We start from the raw sequence: 18,803 nt of genomic DNA, 5'->3' as shown, positions 1-18,803 counted from the left end.
AAGGAGATGCGCCGCAATGACAGGTATTATCACCTCTGGTGAAAAGCATTTAGTGTTAGTTTCTGGGCGAGCGCATCCAAAGCTCGCTGAAGACGTCGCTAAAAACCTAAACATCGAACTATTGCCTACCACGGCATACAACTTTGCCAACGGGGAAATCTACGTTCGATTCAATGAGTCGGTCCGCGGTTGCGACGTATTCGTGCTTCAGTCCCACACTAGCCCCATTAATGAATGGCTAATGGAACAGCTAATTATGGTTGATGCGCTCAAACGCGCCTCGGCAAAGCGTATTACTGTAGTTTCTCCTTTCTACCCATACTCGCGTCAAGATAAAAAGCATCTAGGCCGCGAACCTATTTCCGCTCGTTTGGTCGCTGATCTTTACAAGACTGCCGGTGCTGACCGCTTAATGAGCGTCGATCTTCACGCGGCGCAGGAACAAGGTTACTTCGATGGTCCAGTGGATCACCTATGGGCCATGGACGTCCTAGTTGATTACGTAAAGACCCGCGTTTCTTTGGATGAAGTATGTGTTGTTTCGCCAGATGCCGGCCGTATCCGTGTAGCTGAAAAATGGGCCGCAAAGCTCGGCGGCTGCCCACTAGCTTTCGTTCACAAGACTCGTGATACCACCCGACCCAATGTGGCTGTAGCTAATCGTGTGGTTGGTGACGTGCAGGGTCGCACTTGTGTGATTACCGATGACCTAATCGACACCGGCGGCACCATCGCCGAGGCCGTAAAGGTATTGCTCGCATCCGGAGCGAAAGACGTGCTTGTTGCTGCTACCCACGGCGTCCTTTCGGGACCAGCCCCAGAACGCCTCTCCAAGTGCGGCGCTCGCGAAGTGATTATCACTGATACTTTGCCATTAACTGATGAAAAGAAGTTCCCGCAGCTCACCGTACTTTCCATCGCGCCGCTTTTGGCCAAAGCAATTCGGGAAGTCTTCGATGACGGATCGGTCACTTCTTTGTTTGATGGAGTCGCCTAATCAGGGGTGATCCGCTAGGATAGCGACGTTGCCTCGGCGAGGGAGACCATCTTCTTTGGTTGATCCGTAATCGACTAGGCCGCGCGAAAGTGCGATCATTCCGAGGCGAATAATGAAATTCACTTCTCGGAGGAAAATAAAATGGCATTGAACCGTTTGGCTGCACAGCCTCGTTCTGATTTTGGTAAGGGCTTCGCCCGCCGTACCCGCGCTGCTGGCCGCGTTCCTGCAGTTATCTACTCGTCCCACTTGGACGCCCCAATTCACGTTACCCTTCCAGGTCACGAAATCTTCATGATCCTCAAGGGTTCTGCTAACGCTGTTATCCAGGTTGAAATCGAAGGCGGCGAAAGCCAACTCGTTTTGGTTAAGGACGTTCAGCGTCACCCAGTTACCCGCAACCTACAGCACGTTGACCTGCTTGCGATCAACCGCTCTGAAAAGGTTGACGTTGACGTCGCTATCGTCCTCACCGGCGAAAGCGCAGACGGCACCGTGGCTTCCTTGGAAACCATGACCCTTGCTGTGTCCGCACCAGTATTCGAAATCCCAGAAACCATCGAAATCTCGGTCGAAGGCCTCGAAGATGGTTCGGTACTTCGCGTCGAAGACCTCACCTTGCCAGAAAACATTGAAACCAGTGTTGATCCAGAAACTGTTGTCGCTTCCGTCGCCATCCCACAGGTTGAACTTCCTGCTGAAGAAGAAGGCGAAGAGGGCGAAGGTGAAGAAGGCGCAGAAAACGCTGAAGCTGAAGAAAAAGCTGAAGACACCGAAGAATAATCCACAGGAATTAATATTCTCGTCCCCGTCGCTATGGGGGCAACAACCAAGGAGAAACGCAATGAAAAACTCTATGCGTGCAATGGCAGCAACCGCTGGCCTCGCACTTATGCTCGGTGCATGTAGTGCAGCACCAGAGGCAGAAAAGACTGCCACTGCTGAAGGCACTGCTGCTCCCGTAGCTTCGGCTAAGGACTTCAAGGCCTGTATGGTATCTGACGAAGGTGGTTTCGACGATAAGTCCTTCAACCAGTCCGGTTTCGAAGGCTTGCAGCGTGCTCAGAAAGAATTGGGCATCCAGATCGCCAGCACCGAATCCAACTCGGATGCTGACTTTGAACCAAACTTGAACAAGCTAATCGGCGAAAAGTGCAACTTGATCTTCGCTGTTGGCTTCAAGTTGGCTTCTGCCACCTACAACGCTGCTAAGGCTCACCCAGATGTCGACTTTGCTTTGATTGACTCTGCTGAACCTTTCGATGAGAAGGCCGGCAAGCCACTAGACAAGCTACCTAACTTCAAGCCACTAGTCTTCAACACTGCTGAAGCAGCATTCCTCGCTGGTTACGCAGCTGCTGGCATGACTCAGACCGGCAAGGTTGGTACCTACCTCGGTATGAAACTTCCTACCACCGCTATCTTTGCTGATGGTTTTGCTGATGGTATCAAGCGCTACAACGCTGACCACGGCACCGACGTAAAGCTACTCGGCTGGGACAAGGATAAGCAGGATGGCCAGGCAACCGGTGACTTCTCTGATGTCAACAAGGGCAAGGCTACTACCACCAACCTCATCAACCAGGGTGCAGACATCATCATGCCTGTTGCTGGTCCAGTTGGCGCAGGTACTTTGGCAGCTGCTAAGGAAGCCAACGATGGTGGCAAGAACATCTCCGTGGTTTGGGTTGACTCCGACGGCGTCCTCACCAACCCGAACGATTCCAAGCTCATCCTCACCTCGGTGATGAAGCTAATCGGCGAAGCTGTCTTCGATACCACCAAGGATCTAGTTGATGGCAAGCCATTCAGCTCTGACCCATACGTTGGTAACGTAGCAAACAAGGGTGTCGACATTGCTCCATTCCACGACTTCGATTCGAAGGTCTCGGATGACTTGCGCGCCAAGCTCGACGAACTACGCAAGCAGATCGCTGACGGGTCTTTGAAGGTTGAATCCCCGAACTCCCCGAAGTGATAAAACGGTGATTGCCTAGAGCAATCATTAGTTAGCTTTAGCCAAGACGTGGCCCTAGGCATTATGCTAGGGTCACGTCTTTGTTTTTTTTACACGAACACATCGGGAGCTTGTATGAAGCTGGAGTTAAGCGGGATAACTAAGGTGTTTGGTCCGCTAGTGGCTAACGACCATATTGATGTGGTGGTAGAACCAGGCACTATCCACGCACTGCTAGGGGAAAATGGGGCTGGTAAATCTACCCTAATGAATATCCTCTATGGTCTGTATCAGCCAGATGAAGGCCAAATCCTCATCGACGACAAACAAGTAAAGTTCTCTGGCCCGGGGGACGCGGTCGCAGCGGGAATCGGCATGGTTCACCAGCACTTCATGCTAGTGCCCGTTTTCACCGTGGCTGAATCAGTCGCCCTCGGCTATGAACCTACTGGCAAAGCTGGAAGCCTAGATTTAGCAAAAGCGCGCGAAACAGTAAAGCGACTTTCTGATCGTTTCGGCTTCGATATTGATCCCGATGCCTATATCGAAGACCTGCCAGTCGGTGCACAACAACGTGTGGAAATCATCAAAGCGCTAAGCCGTGATGCTTCGGTTTTGATTTTGGACGAACCTACCGCGGTACTGACTCCCCAAGAAACAGATGAACTGTTGGAGATTATGCGCCAACTTCGGGCACAAGGTACCTCCATCATCCTCATTACCCACAAGTTGCGTGAAGTAAAGGCAGTTGCCGATCAGATTACGGTGATTCGCCGCGGTAAAGTCGTGGGCACCGCATCACCCCAAGCTTCCGAAACTGAACTTGCTTCTGCCATGGTCGGTCGCGAAGTTGACCTGACTGTTCGCAAGGATGCACCAAAACTAACCGACAACCTTTTCCAAATAAAGAATCTCACCGTAACCTCCGACAACGGCCAGCGGCTCGTTGATGACGTCACTCTTGACGTTCACGGGGGAGAAGTACTTTGTATTGCGGGTGTTCAAGGCAATGGCCAAACTGAACTGACGGAAGCCATCCTCGGCTCGCGACAGTTAGCTGCAGGCAGTTTGACCCTTAATGGTCGCGACCTCGGCAAACTTAAGATTAAGGATCGCCTAGTTTCCGGCCTCGGATTCGTACCCGAAGACCGTTCCCACGATGGCATGATTGCCACCTTTACGATTGCCGAGAACATGATTCTGGATCAATACGATCAGGAACCATTTGCTAAAGGCATCAACATGCGACCAGCAGTGATTAATGAGCATTGTGAAAAGCTACGAGAAGAGTTCGATGTTCGTGTCACTTCGATCCACGACCGCATCTCCACTCTGTCCGGTGGTAACCAGCAAAAAGCTATTTTGGCTCGTGAAATCTCGAAGAAGTTAGAACTGCTTGTAGTTTCTCAGCCAACGCGCGGTCTCGACGTCGGCTCGATCGAATTCGTTCACTCCCGCATTATTAGCGAACGCGATGAGGGAATCCCAGTCGTGGTCGTTTCGACCGAACTCGATGAAGTCGTTGGTTTGGCCGATAAGATTGCGGTAATGTACCACGGGCGAGTGGTAGGCGTAGTGCCTCCCAATACCCCGCGTGACGTCCTCGGCCTAATGATGGCTGGGGTGCCTCTGGATCAAGCCCAAGCACGAGTAGCAAATACTCAGGAGGAAGCCAAGTGACTCTGGAACCCCAAGCCCAAGAAACTGGCGCAAAGTCCAGCCCCGAAACGCCGGCGGCACCTTCGCGCTTCAACCGGGTAATGAAGTCAATCTTCAGCCCAGATGCTGGCACGATTGCCGGAGCCATTGTTTTAGCTCTCCTGATCGGCGCCCTACTCGTGGTCTTCTTTAACGCTCAAGTCCAAGAGACCCTCAGCTACTTCTTTGCCCGTCCCTCCGACTTCTTTGCCGCGGCAGGTACCGCATTTAGCGGATTCTTTACCTCCCTAATCCGCGGTTCACTCTTCGACTGGCAAGCTAGCACCGCCGCTGGCATGTTCGCCCCAATCACTGAAACCCTAGTCTTTGCCACTCCACTAATCATTTCCGGTTTGGCCATCACCGTGGCTTTCAGAGCCGGCTTGTTCAACATTGGTGTCCAAGGCCAGCTGATCTTCGGTGCTATTTTCGCCGCTATCGTTGGGGTCAACCTCGACCTGCCTCCGGTGATTGGCCTGATTGTGGCTATCCTAGCGGCCGTGATTGGTGGCGCGATATGGGGTGCGATTCCCGGTTACCTTAAGGCTCGGGTTGGAGCCAATGAAGTAATCGTAACGATTATGCTCAACACGATTGCGTTCCAGTTCCTGAATCGCCTTTTGCAGTTGCCGATTTTGATTGGTGACGGGCTTCCCTCTAAATCGATTCAAATCAATGAAAACGACTGGTATCCACCACTTCTAGGGAGTAGCTACCGACTGCACGCGGGTTTCATCGTTGCTCTTTTGGCTGCAGTCTTTGTCTGGTGGTTGCTAGAACGCTCTACCTTTGGCTTTGAGCTGCGTGCGGCCGGTGAGAACCCGTCGGCCGCAGCTACTGCTGGTATTAACGTTAACCGAGTCATTTTCACCACCATGGTTATCTCTGGGGCGCTAGCTGGTTTGGCCGCAACTGCTCCGGTGCTTGGTACCGAACACTTCCTCACCAACGGCACCGCCGGCTCGTTCGGCTTCGATGCGATTACCGTGGCTCTACTCGGTCGTTCCCGGCCACTTGGGACGGTACTTGCTGGTCTCCTCTTTGGTGCCCTCAATGCTGGTGGTTCTACCATGCAAGCCTCGGCCAATATTCCTATCGACATCGTGCAAGTGACCCAAGCAGTAATCGTGCTTTTGATTGCCGCTTCGGAAGCTCGTAAGTACTTTAAAGCCAAGAAAGCTGCCAGCCAGGCTGTCAGCGCCTCTGCCAAGGGAGCCAGCAAATGAGCCAAGCAACTAATGCCCCCCAGATGTCGCTGCCAAATGAACCAACGGTGGCTACCATCAAAACCAAGATGAAGTTGCGTGACCCGATCACCACTTCCGTCCTCGCACTATTGACCGGTTTGCTAGCTTTGCGGGCCGAGGGCGTTTCTCGGCTAGCCTTTGAAGGTGCCACTAGCTGGTTTAACATCCCTGATCTCGTGCTCAATGCGCGACTGACGGTGATTGTCTGCTTCTTGATTAACCTAGCTGCCGCCGCTTACTCCTGGAAGCAGGCCGCTGCGCGCAAGCCACAGCTGAAGGGCTCGCTCTTCGTAGTTGGCGTTTTGTTCGTTCTTGCGTTCCTAGTTTGGACTGTGGCCGGTAAGCCGGACGCACGTATGCCAATCGTTTCGCTACTTGTTGGAGCCTTGACGCTCTCGATTCCGTTGATCTATGGTTCACTTTCAGGTGTGGTGTGTGAACGCACTGGCGTAATCAACATTGCGATTGAAGGTCAGTTGCTATTCGGCGCTTTCCTTGGAGCAGTTGTCGCGTCGCTTACCAATAACGCGTATGTCGGTCTTTTGGGCGCAGCTCTAGGTGGTGCTTTAGTTGGCGTTCTGCTTGCTTTGTTCACCGTTAAGCTACGTACTGACCACATTATTGTTGGCGTGGTTTTGAACATGCTGGTTTTAGGGCTAACTTCTTTTATGTACTCCACAGTGCTAAAGTCCAGCCCGACCCTCAACCAAGTCGTCTCATTACCTAAGCTTCGGATCCCATTCCTAGCCGATATTCCTTTCTTGGGGCCGCTATTCTTCAACCAAAGTATTTTGGTTTATCTGATGTACGTAGCAGTTATCGGTTTGCAGTGGGCTTTGTTCCACACCAAGTGGGGTTTACGCACCCGCGCATGTGGTGAGCATCCAAAGGCAGCTGACACGGTTGGCATCAAGGTGAACCGCATGCGTTGGACTAACGTTATTGCGGCTTCCGCTCTTGCCGGCCTTGGTGGTGCCTTCTTCACCCTTGGTGCTTCCTTGGCGTTCTCCAAGAACATGTCTAGTGGTAACGGCTTCATCGCCCTAGCCGCCATGATTATTGGTCGCTGGAACCCTAAGGGGGCAGTTGCCGCGGCTCTCTTGTTCGGCTTTGCCACTAACCTCGGCTCAGTGATGCAGGCAGTTGGTTCGCCGCTTCCTGCCGAATACATGCTCATGTTGCCTTACGTGGTTACCGTTCTAGCAGTTGCTGGTTTCGTCGGTGCTGTGCGTGCTCCGGCAGCAGAAGGTAAGGCCTACCCAGAATGAGCCTAAGCGAAGTGCAATGGGAGGAGCTGCTAGCAGTTGCTACCAAAGCAATGCAGCAGGCTTATGCGCCATATTCTCAGTACCAGGTTGGGGCCGCCGCTTTAACCGAGGACGGCCGGATTGTCTCCGGTTGCAACGTGGAAAACGCGGCTTATGGTGCCACCCTCTGTGCTGAATGCGGCTTAATCAGTCAACTTCAGTTAACCGGTGGTGGTAAACTGGTAGCTTTCCTCTGCGTTGACGGACAAGGAAACCTTTTGGTCCCTTGTGGTCGTTGTCGACAGCTCTTGTATGAGCATGGAGGGCCGGAACTGGTACTCAAAATGCCTTCCGGATTAAAAACTATGAATGAGGTTCTGCCCGAAGCATTCGGACCGGACCACCTGACTAGTCGCTAAGCCAAGGAGGCGTGTAACGATGAAGTTTGCTGCCGTAGATGTGATCGCCAAAAAACGTGATGGGCATGAACTAACTGAAGAAGAAATCAACTGGACTATTGACGCTTACACCAAAGGTGAAGTAGTCGATGAACAGATGTCTGCCTTAGCCATGGCTATCTTCTTAAAAGGAATGAACCGAGAAGAGATTAAGGCTTGGACAGCCGCCATGTTGGCCTCTGGTAAACGGCTAGATTTCTCTTCATTGAGCAAACCTACTGCAGACAAACATTCCACTGGGGGAGTTGGCGATAAGATCACTTTGCCGCTCGGGCCACTAGTGGCTGCCTTTGGAGTTGCCGTCCCCCAGCTTTCGGGACGAGGACTAGGACATACCGGGGGCACTCTCGATAAATTGGAAGCCATCCCTGGTTGGCGCGCAAATCTTTCAAATGATGAAATCTTCCAGCTACTAGATCACGGGCCGGGAGCAGTGGTGTGTGCGGCCGGCGCTGATTTAGCCCCAGCTGATCGCAAGCTTTACGCTTTACGTGACACTACTGCCACCGTCGCCACGATTCCGCTAATCGCGTCCTCGATCATGTCGAAGAAGATTGCCGAGGGGACAGCTGCCCTAGTGCTCGACGTGAAGGTCGGATCTGGCGCTTTCATGAAAGAAGAGTCCCAGGCAAAAGAATTAGCGCAGACCATGGTTGATTTGGGGGCAGATTTCGGGGTTAAAACGACCGCGCTGCTCACTGACATGAACACACCGTTAGGCTTAACTGTTGGTAATGCCTTAGAAGTGCGTGAATCTTTAGAGGTCTTGGCCGGTGGTGGACCTGCAGACGTGGTCGATTTGACCGTGCGATTAGCTGAAGAAATGATTCAGGCTGCCGGGAAAGATGCCAGTGGTGTGCGAGCGGCTTTACAAGACGGTCGGGCGATGGACAAATGGCGCGAAATGATTCTGGCGCAAGGCGGCGAGGTAGACGCTCCATTGCCGGTGGCGAGGCATACTGAGCAGGTGCAAGCTTCTGAGTCTGGCACGATTGTTTCAATGGATGCTCTGCAGGTGGGCTTGGCTGCATGGCGGCTAGGTGCTGGGCGAGAGCGCCAAAGTGACAGTGTGCAAGCGGGTGCAGGAGTAGAGATCCATGCCAAGCCCGGTGAACAGATTACAGCTGGTAGTCCACTATTTACGCTGCATACTGATACCCCCGAAAAATTTGAAGCGGCTTTGGCTGAATTGTCGGCGGCCGTAAAGATCTCTGCAGGACCGGTCGAGGGCGGCATCGTAGCTGCGGGCACCGAACTTGGACGAGTCAGCAATCATTAATTTTGGCTAACTAACATGGGCAGAAAAGAGAGCTTTTTTAAAGAGAATAGTTAAAAGAACTCTAATTTAAGCCCTCTAGGTGCGACAAAAGTCCCAACTAGATAATATAGCATTCTTGATGCAAATATTTCTACTTGGGACTTTTGCTTGCAAATAAGCGGTTTCTTGTAGTTGGTAAAAAGTTAAGATATGGTATAGTAACTCTAAAATCGTGCCCGCCTTCACATTTAAGGAGCCTCCATGTTTACCTTTTCACCGCTGGTTTTCCAGGCGATCGCCATGGTCGTCTACCTGACCGCTATGGTCTTGATTGGTCTATGGGCTTACCGTAAGACTGTTAGCTTTGATGACTACATGCTTGGAGGCCGTGGGCTTGGTCCCGCAGTTGCGGCTCTTTCGGCAGGTGCTTCCGATATGTCCGGCTGGCTGCTCATGGGGCTTCCGGGCGCTATCTTCGTTTCTGGCGTCCAAGAAATGTGGATTGCGGTCGGTCTGACGGTCGGCGCTTGGCTTAACTGGCGTTACATCGCTCCTCGTTTGCGGGCCCATTCTGAAGTGGTTTCGAATGCGATTACGATTCCTTCCTTCATTTCGAATCGACTAGCAGAAGGCAAACACTATATTCGGATTACTTCCGGCATTATTATTCTGTTGTTCTTCACTTTCTACGTTTCTTCGGGCATGGTTTCTGGCGGCGTTTTCTTCGAGTCTTCCTTCGGTTTAGACTACCGTCTAGGGCTGGTACTCGTTGCTTTCATTACCTTGCTCTACACCATGGTTGGTGGCTTCTTGGCAGTATCGTGGACTGACTTGGTACAGGGCATCATGATGGTTACTGCGCTAGTAATGGTGCCGCTGGTAGGCATTATTGAACTTGGGGGAGTAAACAACCTATTCAACGCAGTAACTTCGGTAAACCCAGATTTGCTTTCCTTTACTGCCGGCGCCACTGCGGTTGGGGTTATTTCCTCGTTGGCATGGGGGCTAGGCTATTTCGGACAGCCCCACATCTTGGTGCGTTTTATGGCTTTGCGTAACCCGCAAGAAGCAATCGCTGGGCGTCGGATCGGCATTGGCTGGATGCTCCTAGCCGTCGTTGGGGCAGGCATGACTGCTCTAGTTGGCATCGCCACCTACACCGCTAAAGGAAACAATCTAGAAAATGCTGAAACCGTGTTTATCGCCCTCGGTCAGCTATTGTTCCACCCACTAATCGCTGGTTTTATGTTGGCCGCGATTCTAGCCGCGATTATGTCCACCATTTCTAGCCAGTTGCTCGTGACCTCCTCAGCCCTAGTAGAAGATATCTATCGCGTATTTACCAAGAAAGATCTCTCGGGTAACTATGGTGTGATTATCGGCCGCGTCGCCGTCTTCATTGTGGCTATGGTGGCAATGCTACTTGCCTGGAATCCATCCGACACCATTTTGTTGCTTGTAGCCTTTGCTTGGGCAGGGTTCGGGGCCTCATTTGGTCCGACCATCATTCTTTCCCTCTACTGGCGCAAGCTTTCGTCCACCGGTGCGATTGCGGGCATGGTTGGCGGGGCAATCACCGTGATTGTCTGGAAACAGCTAACTGGTGGCATCTTCGACATCTACGAAATTTTGCCAGGCTTCATCGTCAACCTAGTGATCGCCATGGTCGTTTCAAAGCTCACCTATCGTCCAAATGCGAAGATGGATGAACTATTCGATGAAGGTAACCGTTTAGCTGCCGCTAAATTTGCCGAAAAGTGAGGCGCTTAGCCCCCAAAAGGGTGTCATTTTTCCGCTAATCAGAGTAAAATCTAGGCGGAACTGCACATCGATAGGAGAATACCGTGAACGCTGCTGAACTTGCCGCCCTGATTGATCACACACTTTTGGCCCCCACTGCAACTGCTGCTCAGGTCCAAGAATTGGTGGCCGAGGGCGCAAAGCTCGGTTGCTACTCGGTCTGTGTTAGCCCTAATCAGCTACCAGTAGTCGTTCCTCCGCAGCTGCACTTAGCAACTGTTTGTGGTTTCCCTTCGGGGGCGCACGCGGCGCTAGTTAAAGTGGCAGAAGCTGCTGATTCTATCGCTAAGGGAGCCGATGAAGTCGATATGGTCGTCAACTTGCGACAGGTATTCGAGGGACGCTTTGACTTGGTACAAGCTGAAATTGCTGCCGTGAAAGCAGCAGTTGGTACCAATGTTTTGAAGGTCATCATCGAATCTGCTGCCTTGGATGATGCCCAGATCGTCGGTTGCTGTGAAGCGGCCAAAGCGGCTGGTGCGGACTTTGTGAAAACTTCTACCGGTTTCCACCCAGCAGGTGGCGCCTCGGTACATGCTGTTAAGTTAATGCGCGAAACCGTGGGCTCGCAGATGGGCGTGAAAGCTTCAGGTGGGATTCGTACCGCAGAATCTGCCTTGGAAATGGTTTCTGCAGGAGCAAATCGATTGGGATTGTCGGCCTCGGCTAAAATCTTGGCTGAACTAGCAGGTAACTAACTAGTCCCAACCGGCTTCTAAGCAGAAAGGATCTTGGGTGTGAAATTTCGCCACGCCCCCTCCGCGGCAACACTAGACCTCTTTCTTTTGACTGCAATTGCAGCACTGGTTGGGTTATTTACTGGGATTGTTGCGGCAACTTTCCGAATTTGTCTTCACCTAGCGTCTGAGTTCCGACTCTTCGCGGCAGATTGGGCTGCAGAGATTGACTTTGGTGGTTTCACCATTTACTTCGTTGTGTCTGTAATCTCAATCGTGCTAGCTGCCGCTTTGGTTCGCTATGTTGAACCCCATGCCGAAGGCAGCGGTATTCCTCGAGTTGAATCAGTAGTAGCCGGACATATTTCGCCCGGGCGCTCGCGCATCTTGCCAGTAAAGTTCATGGGCGGGATTCTAGCGATTGGCTCTGGCATGATGCTTGGTCGCGAAGGTCCGCTAGTTCAAATGGGTGGATCTGTCGCAGTTACTCTTAACAAAATCTTCCATTTAAGTAAAGAAGATCTTAGAGTCTTAGTCGGTGCGGGTGCTGCTGCCGGTCTGGCAACCGCATTCAATGCCCCGATCGCCGGTGGCGTTTTCATCTTGGAAGAACTGGTTAAGAAGTTTGATATTCGAACCTCTTTAGCGACCTTGACCGCCTCGAGCTGCGGCTTCCTTACCTCGACTTTGCTTGTCGGCGACGGGACGGACTTTAAAATTGGAGCGATTCCAAACCCCCAACACTTGCATATCCCATGGGTAGTAGCCGTTGGCATTGTCTGCGGTTTTATCGGAGTTATCTACAATAACTACGTTATGTTCTGCCTTAAGTTCATGGACACTCTAGACCTCCCAGTATGGATCCGTGCTGGTTCGGTGGCAGTCGTGATTGCCCTGATTGGTTGGTTTGCGCCAGAGCTTGTTGGCGGCGGTGACAACCTTACCCAGGAAGCTCTTTGGGGACACGGTACCCTGCTTTTTGTTCTGGGAATTTTCTTCATTCGCTTCATCCTAGGGCCTATCTGCTATGCGGCAGCTACCCCGGGCGGTCTTTTCGCTCCCATGCTGGTGATTGGGACTACCGCCGGGGAGATTGTTGGCCTAGTAGCCGAACAGCTCCAGCCTGGCAATCCGCCCTCGGTCAAAGCCTTAGCCATGGTTGGGATGGCAGCGTTCTTTGCCGCGACTGTCCGTGCTCCTGTTACCGGTCTAATCTTGGTTACTGAAATGACCGGCAACCCCACTATGCTGCCTCCTATGCTTGGGGCTTGCGCAATCAGCATGTTGATTGCAACTGTGCTCAAGTGCGAGCCGATTTACGACCAGTTGTCACACCGGTACGAAAAGTCTCTAAACCTTGGTAAGTTCCGAGAATACGTGCATTACATACCCTCAGCGGCAAGACAAGTCGGGCGGGGGATAACCCGAAAGACTTCTTCGGGTCAGAAAGTTAATCGTTCGGGCGCCCGCGCCCAGCAAGTGCGAAAAGCCGCGCAGAAGAAGGAACGCCAGGAAGATAATTAACAGTTATCAACCTAGACTGAATCGGAAGGTGGGAAGGAAAGCTTCTTCCCACCTTCACTCAGGTTAACGGCAAGAAAAAGACAAGGGTAACTTTTGACGGCAGGCGCTTAGAGTAAGGCGTTAAGCGCTAGTTGCCCTTGAATATTCAATGATTCTTCTTTGCTTTGGAGAATAGCGATTGGCGCCCCAGAAACTTGATGGATAAAGATTTCTGGGGCGCCAAAGCACTTAGACTAGATACCTAGGGCAGAACGCATATCCTGTTTAATCTGGTCCAAACGAGCTGCACCAGCTTTACGTACCTGTGACAGGTCATCGTCGGCCTTAACTGGCATTACGACTTCCAAGTAGCACTTTAGCTTGGGCTCGGTACCCGATGGGCGAGCAATCACTCGGTCGTTGTCCTCGGTGCGGAATAGTAAACCATCAGTGCCGGGTAGGCCTTGGTAACCATTAACGAGGTCGAAGTATTCAACTACTTTAGAACCGGCTAAGGTCTTTGGACCGTTTTCGCGAAGATTCTTCATTCCCTTGGCAATCAAGCTCAAATCCTCAACTCGGATCGAAAGCGGGGCGGTGGCATACAAACCATGTTCGCGAGCCAGATCATCTAGTAGATCTTGCAAGGTGCGGCCTTCACGTTTGAGGACTTGGGCTAACGAAGCCAGACGCAGACAGGCACTGATACCGTCCTTGTCGCGTACATGAGATGGATCAACACAGAAACCGATTGCTTCTTCGTAACCGAAAACTAGGTTCTCGGCGCGAGAGATCCACTTAAAACCAGTTAGGGTAGCAGCAAAGTTCATGTCATGAGACTTGGCGATTTGACTCAAAAGTCGAGACGAAACGATTGAACAAGCTAAGGTGCCAACCGCTGCTGGGGCAAATGGGTGAAGGTCATCTTCTTTTGCCTGGGCGGCATTTTCAGCGTAGAACTCTGCTGCTTGCCAGCCCAAAAGGGAGCCGATTTCATCGCCAGTCAGCTGACGCCACTGACCTGGGTTATCCACGTCCTTAATCGCGGCGCTGCAACGGTCAGCATCTGGATCATTGGCCAGCACTAAGTCCGCATCAGTTTTTGCTGCCAACGCAAGGGCGAGGTCGAGGGCGCCTGGCTCCTCAGGGTTAGGGAAGGAAACCGTGGGGAAATCAGGGTCTGGTTCATGCTGTTCTGGGACCACTTCAACCTGAGTAAAACCAGCTTGGTGCAGAGCAGCCATTGCTGGTTCTCCGCCCACACCGTGCATGGAGGTCAAAACGATCTTGAGATCCTTTGGTCCCGGGGCAGCTAAGGAAACTGCTTGGGCAATATAAGATTCAACAATATCTTCACCTAGTACTCGCCAGCCGTCCTCGGCTAGGGGAATTTGGTTAGCTGCGGGAGCTGCCTGAATCTTGGCATAGATCTCTTTATCGGCTGGTGGCACAATCTGGGCGCCCTGACCACTGCCAGAAACTGCCCGCCCTCCGAGGTAAACCTTGTAGCCATTGTCCTTGGGAGGATTGTGGGAGGCAGTAACCATGACAGCCGCATCTGAACCCATATATTTCAAAGCATAGGCAGTCACCGGGGTGGGGAGCGCCCGAGGCAGCAAGAGTGCCCTACCGCCCATCGCAGTCGCAACTGCACAGGTGTCCTTGGCAAACTGAGCTGAACCATATCGAGCGTCATAGCCGACTACAATTTCAAAATCTGGTCCAACTGTTTCGGCCAAATAGGCGCAAAGGCCGGCGGCTGCTCGAACTACTACAGAGCGGTTCATCCGGTTAGGGCCAGCGCCTAAGCGGCCACGTAAACCGGCAGTGCCGAAAGTTAACTCACCGCTAAAGGCGTCAGCCAGTTCCGTCGCAGCTGCCTCATCACCACTCTTTGCGGCCGCAAGCATATCGGTTAGAGTCTGACGATCGTCAGCATCGACTTCGCCGGCAATCCAAGTTTCGATTGCTTTTTCATCAATCTTGTTAGCCACCTAGGGCCTCCTTGTCTTTCTTTCTCAGAATCCAAAATGGATGGAATGAGACCAAATAACAGATGATTCATTATCCCAATAAATCGTTAGAAACCTAAGCTAAACGCTAAGATTCCACCCTGCGCTAAGCTCACTGTGACCTCATCTTGTCCTGCTAATATGGGAACAGAATATTTTGCTTTAACTGGAGTAGAGATGAAACAAGGTCTAAACCGGCCACGAAAAGCTGGTCGTGTTGCCCTCACCGTATTGCTAGTTGGTTCTGCTGCCTTTGGCCTAGCAGGTTGTGAAGACATCGGGAAAAACGATTTTTATCCGGCAGTAAAACAAACTCCGAAAGAAGCGGCCAAATCGGATGTTGATGACGTTCAAAAAACTTTAGGGAAGATCGCTAAGATGCGAAAAACCTTAGCTGAGGAACCAGTCAATATGAATCTGGCTGAGGGTAGTAACGTGGTGCCCAAGGAAATCAAGCTGGTTCAAAGCGTAACTCCAACTACTTTCGATTTCGCCCAAGATGCTCAAACTACCGCGGTGGTTTTGGAATTTGTGGGGGAAGGCCAGGCGAAGTTGACTCTCAACCAAGAGGAACCTAAAGAACTAAAAGGTGATGGCAGTGGATTAACGCGACTGGTAGTTCCGGTTCAGACTCTGCCTGCGAAAGTAACTATCGAGTTTGCTCCTGATTCCATCGGAGCTTGGCGTCTATTGGAATTTCGTAAGTAAAGACAGGTGATGGTTTTGACCACTGACAACGATTTAGCAAAACTAGCCTTTGACCTCGTCTCGATTCGCTCAGTTTCGGACGAAGAAGCTGAAATTACCGAATTCTTGGAAAAGTATCTAGCAGATACTAATCATTTGGAGATGACCAAGGTGGGGCAGGTGCTAGTTGCGCGCACCAATTTGGGCAGGGAAAAACGAGTAGTTTTAGCGGGGCATACCGACACTGTGCCGATCAGCGAAAATACCAATAACGTGCCAGCACAGTGGCGGCAAATCGAGGGCGAGACCCATTTGTGGGGCCGCGGCAGCGTGGACATGAAGAGTGGCCTAGCTACTTTTGCGTATTTGGCCAAAACCTTAACTGAACCGAAGTACGATATCACCTACATTTTCTATGACCATGAGGAAGTAGAAGCCGAGAAAAACGGCCTCGGAAAGTTAAGTCAGAGTCGTCCGGAGCTAATGGCAGCGGATTTTGCCATTTTGGGTGAACCGACTGCTGGAAATCTCGAGGGCGGTTGCAACGGAACTTTGCGTGTTCGCTTAAAAGTTCGGGGTAAGGCGGCTCATTCGGCCCGAGCTTGGAAAGGTGATAATGCCATTCATAAAGCTGCTCGGCTAATCAATCGAATCGAACAAGTTGATTTGCCTCCGGTGATGGTTGATGGGCTGGAATACCGTGAATCCTTGTCGGTAGTGTGGATTACTGGCGGTATTGCCAAGAACTCGATTCCAGATGAATGCGTCGTGACAGTTAACTATCGATTTGCCCCTGCATGTGACGGACAAACTGCACTAGCGAGATTGCAGGATTGGTTGGCGGATTTCGAGTACGACTTGGAACTTGAAGACCTTTCCGAGGGCGCCAGACCGGGCCTAGACGCGCCACTAGCGCAAGAATTTGTGTCAGAGGTTGAAAAAGCCGGGGGATTGGTTGGCCCAAAGTATGGCTGGACCGATGTCTCTCGTTTTAGTCAACTGGGGGTTCCTGCCGTAAATTTCGCACCAGGTGACCCTATGCTGTGCCACACCGACGAAGAGGCCTGTCCGGTTTCGCAATTAGAGCATTGCGAAGCAGTGCTACGTAACTGGTTGAGCTAGCAAAACTATCTAAATCCTGACAGAATTATTTAACTAGGGTTCTGCCCGCACCAAGGTTGGTGTTTGAGCTTCGGAAAGGAGCAGACAAATGGAAAAGCGTGATGCTTATTTGAAAGGCCCCACGATTCTGCGGGGGAAGATGATTCCCAAGCAAACTACCGATGAACGTTTGTTGGCTACTGGTGACGATGCTGAATGGTTGCATTCGGACCCTTGGCGGGTAATGCGCATCCAATCTGAGTTCATTGAAGGTTTCGGAGCTTTGGCAGAACTTGGTCCGGCAGTGTCAGTCTTCGGCTCTGCCCGTACCCCAGAAACAGAGGAATCCTACCAGCAGGCTCGCGAAGTGGGGAAGCTTTTGGCACAAGCAGGCTATGCGGTAATTACCGGTGGGGGACCTGGGGTCATGGAAGCAGCTAACCGTGGTGCCCTCGAAGGTGGCGGTCGTTCTGTCGGTTTAGGGATTGAACTGCCACACGAACAAGGGATGAACCAATGGGTGGATTTAGGGATCAACTTCCGCTACTTCTTTGCTCGTAAGACCATGTTCGTAAAGTATTCTTCTGGCTTTATTGTGATGCCAGGTGGTTTTGGAACTTTGGACGAATTGTTCGAAGCCACCACCTTAGTGCAAACCAAGAAGGTACGGCACTTCCCGATCGTGCTGGTGGGCAAAGCCTACTGGAGCGGTTTGCTTGAGTGGATTCGTACCACGATGCTCCAAGCGGGCATGATTAGTGATAACGAGGACGATCTACTTCAGTTGGTTGATACTCCTCAAGAGGCGGTAGCAACGGTTTTAGCGGCAATCGCTAAGGACCGCGAACAGCAATAAGTCAGATAAAAACTAGGATTTCCTGCATAGTGGGACGAATACTCAGATTCGAGTTTTTCGTCCCACTTTTTAATTTTAGGTTGCTGGAGATTTGACCTTTAGGGGGAGGGTGAGCGGGTACTTCCAGACTGAAGCTATGGGTATTGAAACCCCGTTTTGAATTTGTGCCTTAGTGTGTTCTTGTGTTAGCATGAGGCAACCATCCAGAGCGGCTGAGAGATCTGGCTCCTTGACGCCGCAGCAACCCGAGCAACTGCTTGCGGGTGCTTCCGCCAGAATCGATGGAGGAAACCTTGACTATCGCAAAACTTTACCGACAGGCACCGCGGCCTAACGACAAAGGCCGTCCGGTGGTCTCGTTTGAACTTTTTCCGTCGCGTCAGCCTTCTCCAGATTCCAGCACTTGGACACAAATTCATCGACTCCTAGCAATCGCTCCTGACTATGCCTCGGTTACCTTCGGGGCTAGTGGCAGTGCCGCCGAAGGCTCACTAGAAGTGATCAAAGAAGTCCAAGCCGCCGGTTTGCCCACCTTGTCTCATCTGACTTGTGTACAGCGAACTCGCAGTGAGCTAGCTGACCTGATTAAGCGCATGATGGACCAAGGCGTCCGTGACTTTTTAGCCCTTCGTGGTGACCCGCCGCGTGGAGAAACCGAATGGAAAGCTCCCACCGGAGGACTAAACTATGCCTCCGAACTGGTACATCTATTGCGTGAAACCTCCCAGTCACACTTGGGAGACGCCAAAGCTATCGACATTTGTGTCGCCGCCTATCCTGCCGGTTCCCCCGCAGCTCGCGAAGATACTCTTGACGCGCTAGGGCAAAAAGCTGCCGCGGGTGCCGACTGGGCTATCACCCAAGTATTTTTTGAATCGGCAGACTACCAGCAGCTACTAGACTCCTGCGCCTACCGCGGAATCAACCTCCCGATTGTGCCGGGTGTAATCCCTTTTACCGATCTGAAAAGATTGAACCGGCTACAAGGATTGACTGGGGTAGAGGTGCCTGAAAAACTTCGCACCTTGCTAACCGAACCGGATCCACAGTTGCGGACCCGCCACGGCATTCGAGCCACCTTGGAATTCATTGCCGACCTGCTGGACGCCGGCGCCCCCGGCATCCACCTCTACACCTTCAATCGCACCAGACCAGCTTTGGATATTCTCGAGTATCTGCGAGTACGGCAGTGGCGGCCCCAAACCGACCTCGAAAATCTGGCAAACGATGAGTTACTAGCCCAGTGCTTGCGTCGCCTCCCCCCAGTTTTATAAAGACCATTTCGACAACATCACCAACATAATC

At 51.9% G+C, this 18,803-nt stretch carries 16 protein-coding genes and 1 riboswitch; of the genes, 15 read left to right on the top strand and 1 reads right to left on the bottom strand.

The features are described from left to right. Positions 1 to 16: 16 nt before the first annotated feature. The 11 genes from BK816_RS06600 (at position 17) to BK816_RS06550 (ending at position 12,863) form a co-directional block, all read left to right on the top strand. Entirely contained in the window at positions 17 to 997 is a 981-nt protein-coding gene (locus BK816_RS06600) for a ribose-phosphate diphosphokinase (protein WP_071164462.1), read from the top strand. Positions 998 to 1,138: 141 nt separating this feature from the next. Continuing rightward, positions 1,139 to 1,780, top strand: a complete 642-nt coding sequence (locus BK816_RS06595) for a 50S ribosomal protein L25/general stress protein Ctc (RefSeq protein ID WP_071164461.1) — start codon at positions 1,139 to 1,141, stop codon at positions 1,778 to 1,780. 61 nt (positions 1,781 to 1,841) lie between these two features. Continuing rightward, positions 1,842 to 2,975 carry a BMP family lipoprotein gene (locus BK816_RS06590; RefSeq protein ID WP_071164460.1) on the top strand — a complete coding sequence of 378 codons (1,134 nt, stop codon included), beginning with the start codon at positions 1,842 to 1,844 and terminating at the stop codon, positions 2,973 to 2,975. Positions 2,976 to 3,089: 114 nt separating this feature from the next. Beyond that, positions 3,090 to 4,634, top strand: a complete 1,545-nt coding sequence (locus BK816_RS06585) for an ABC transporter ATP-binding protein (RefSeq protein ID WP_071164459.1) — start codon at positions 3,090 to 3,092, stop codon at positions 4,632 to 4,634. Beyond that, positions 4,631 to 5,878: an ABC transporter permease gene (locus BK816_RS06580; RefSeq protein WP_071164458.1), complete on the top strand. Its 1,248-nt coding sequence runs from the start codon at positions 4,631 to 4,633 to the stop codon at positions 5,876 to 5,878. The genes BK816_RS06585 and BK816_RS06580 overlap by 4 nt, the downstream gene beginning before the upstream one ends. Further along, complete coding sequence (locus BK816_RS06575) at positions 5,875 to 7,167, top strand: ABC transporter permease (protein ID WP_071164457.1); 1,293 nt, start codon at positions 5,875 to 5,877, stop codon at positions 7,165 to 7,167. Before BK816_RS06580 ends, BK816_RS06575 begins: the two co-directional genes overlap by 4 nt. After that, the gene (locus BK816_RS06570; RefSeq protein ID WP_071164456.1) at positions 7,164 to 7,565 is read left to right on the top strand and encodes a cytidine deaminase; all 402 of its coding nucleotides are present in this window, start codon (positions 7,164 to 7,166) and stop codon (positions 7,563 to 7,565) included. Before BK816_RS06575 ends, BK816_RS06570 begins: the two co-directional genes overlap by 4 nt. A gap of 19 nt (positions 7,566 to 7,584) precedes the next feature. Continuing rightward, the gene (locus BK816_RS06565; protein WP_071164455.1) at positions 7,585 to 8,883 is read left to right on the top strand and encodes a thymidine phosphorylase; all 1,299 of its coding nucleotides are present in this window, start codon (positions 7,585 to 7,587) and stop codon (positions 8,881 to 8,883) included. Between the two features lie 240 nt (positions 8,884 to 9,123). Further along, a complete protein-coding gene (gene putP / locus BK816_RS06560; RefSeq protein WP_071164454.1) occupies positions 9,124 to 10,623 on the top strand; it encodes a sodium/proline symporter PutP in 1,500 nt (499 codons plus the stop codon). A gap of 83 nt (positions 10,624 to 10,706) precedes the next feature. Then, positions 10,707 to 11,360, top strand: coding sequence for a deoxyribose-phosphate aldolase (gene deoC / locus BK816_RS06555; protein ID WP_071164453.1), 654 nt, complete (start codon positions 10,707 to 10,709; stop codon positions 11,358 to 11,360). 87 nt (positions 11,361 to 11,447) lie between these two features. Next, on the top strand, positions 11,448 to 12,863 hold the full coding sequence (locus BK816_RS06550) for a chloride channel protein (RefSeq protein ID WP_236842311.1): 1,416 nt from the start codon (positions 11,448 to 11,450) through the stop codon (positions 12,861 to 12,863). A 233-nt stretch (positions 12,864 to 13,096) separates the two neighbouring features. Here BK816_RS06550 and BK816_RS06545 read toward each other — a convergent pair whose 3' ends face one another. Further along, positions 13,097 to 14,836: a phospho-sugar mutase gene (locus BK816_RS06545; RefSeq protein WP_418214805.1), complete on the bottom strand. Its 1,740-nt coding sequence runs from the start codon at positions 14,834 to 14,836 to the stop codon at positions 13,097 to 13,099. A gap of 195 nt (positions 14,837 to 15,031) precedes the next feature. Here BK816_RS06545 and BK816_RS06540 point away from each other — a divergent pair, with 195 nt between their 5' ends. From BK816_RS06540 to BK816_RS06525, 4 genes are all read left to right on the top strand, one after another. After that, on the top strand, positions 15,032 to 15,562 hold the full coding sequence (locus BK816_RS06540; RefSeq protein WP_071164451.1) for a hypothetical protein: 531 nt from the start codon (positions 15,032 to 15,034) through the stop codon (positions 15,560 to 15,562). 9 nt (positions 15,563 to 15,571) lie between these two features. Continuing rightward, positions 15,572 to 16,663 carry a succinyl-diaminopimelate desuccinylase gene (dapE, locus tag BK816_RS06535; RefSeq protein ID WP_071164450.1) on the top strand — a complete coding sequence of 364 codons (1,092 nt, stop codon included), beginning with the start codon at positions 15,572 to 15,574 and terminating at the stop codon, positions 16,661 to 16,663. Positions 16,664 to 16,751: 88 nt separating this feature from the next. Then, on the top strand, positions 16,752 to 17,498 hold the full coding sequence (locus BK816_RS06530; protein ID WP_071164449.1) for an LOG family protein: 747 nt from the start codon (positions 16,752 to 16,754) through the stop codon (positions 17,496 to 17,498). Between the two features lie 196 nt (positions 17,499 to 17,694). Beyond that, positions 17,695 to 17,786: riboswitch (SAM riboswitch) on the top strand. A gap of 5 nt (positions 17,787 to 17,791) precedes the next feature. Beyond that, complete coding sequence (locus tag BK816_RS06525; protein ID WP_170299673.1) at positions 17,792 to 18,772, top strand: methylenetetrahydrofolate reductase; 981 nt, start codon at positions 17,792 to 17,794, stop codon at positions 18,770 to 18,772. Positions 18,773 to 18,803 lie beyond the last annotated feature (31 nt).

The sequence above is a fragment of the Boudabousia tangfeifanii genome, from assembly GCF_001856685.1.
In the GTDB taxonomy this organism is placed as follows: Bacteria; Actinomycetota; Actinomycetes; order Actinomycetales; family Actinomycetaceae; genus Boudabousia; species Boudabousia tangfeifanii.
This window is presented reverse-complemented; position numbering and strand designations above follow the sequence as displayed.

Excerpts from the sequence above, each read along its gene's own strand:
- BK816_RS06600 (WP_071164462.1), top strand. The coding sequence starts at position 17 with ATGACAGGTATTATCACCTCTGGTGAAAAGCATTTAGTGTTAGTTTCT.
- BK816_RS06595 (WP_071164461.1), top strand. The coding sequence starts at position 1,139 with ATGGCATTGAACCGTTTGGCTGCACAGCCTCGTTCTGATTTTGGTAAG.
- BK816_RS06590 (WP_071164460.1), top strand. The coding sequence starts at position 1,842 with ATGAAAAACTCTATGCGTGCAATGGCAGCAACCGCTGGCCTCGCACTT.
- BK816_RS06585 (WP_071164459.1), top strand. The coding sequence starts at position 3,090 with ATGAAGCTGGAGTTAAGCGGGATAACTAAGGTGTTTGGTCCGCTAGTG.
- BK816_RS06575 (WP_071164457.1), top strand. The coding sequence starts at position 5,875 with ATGAGCCAAGCAACTAATGCCCCCCAGATGTCGCTGCCAAATGAACCA.
- BK816_RS06570 (WP_071164456.1), top strand. The coding sequence starts at position 7,164 with ATGAGCCTAAGCGAAGTGCAATGGGAGGAGCTGCTAGCAGTTGCTACC.
- BK816_RS06565 (WP_071164455.1), top strand. The coding sequence starts at position 7,585 with ATGAAGTTTGCTGCCGTAGATGTGATCGCCAAAAAACGTGATGGGCAT.
- putP (WP_071164454.1), top strand. The coding sequence starts at position 9,124 with ATGTTTACCTTTTCACCGCTGGTTTTCCAGGCGATCGCCATGGTCGTC.
- BK816_RS06540 (WP_071164451.1), top strand. The coding sequence starts at position 15,032 with ATGAAACAAGGTCTAAACCGGCCACGAAAAGCTGGTCGTGTTGCCCTC.
- dapE (WP_071164450.1), top strand. The coding sequence starts at position 15,572 with ATGGTTTTGACCACTGACAACGATTTAGCAAAACTAGCCTTTGACCTC.
- BK816_RS06530 (WP_071164449.1), top strand. The coding sequence starts at position 16,752 with ATGGAAAAGCGTGATGCTTATTTGAAAGGCCCCACGATTCTGCGGGGG.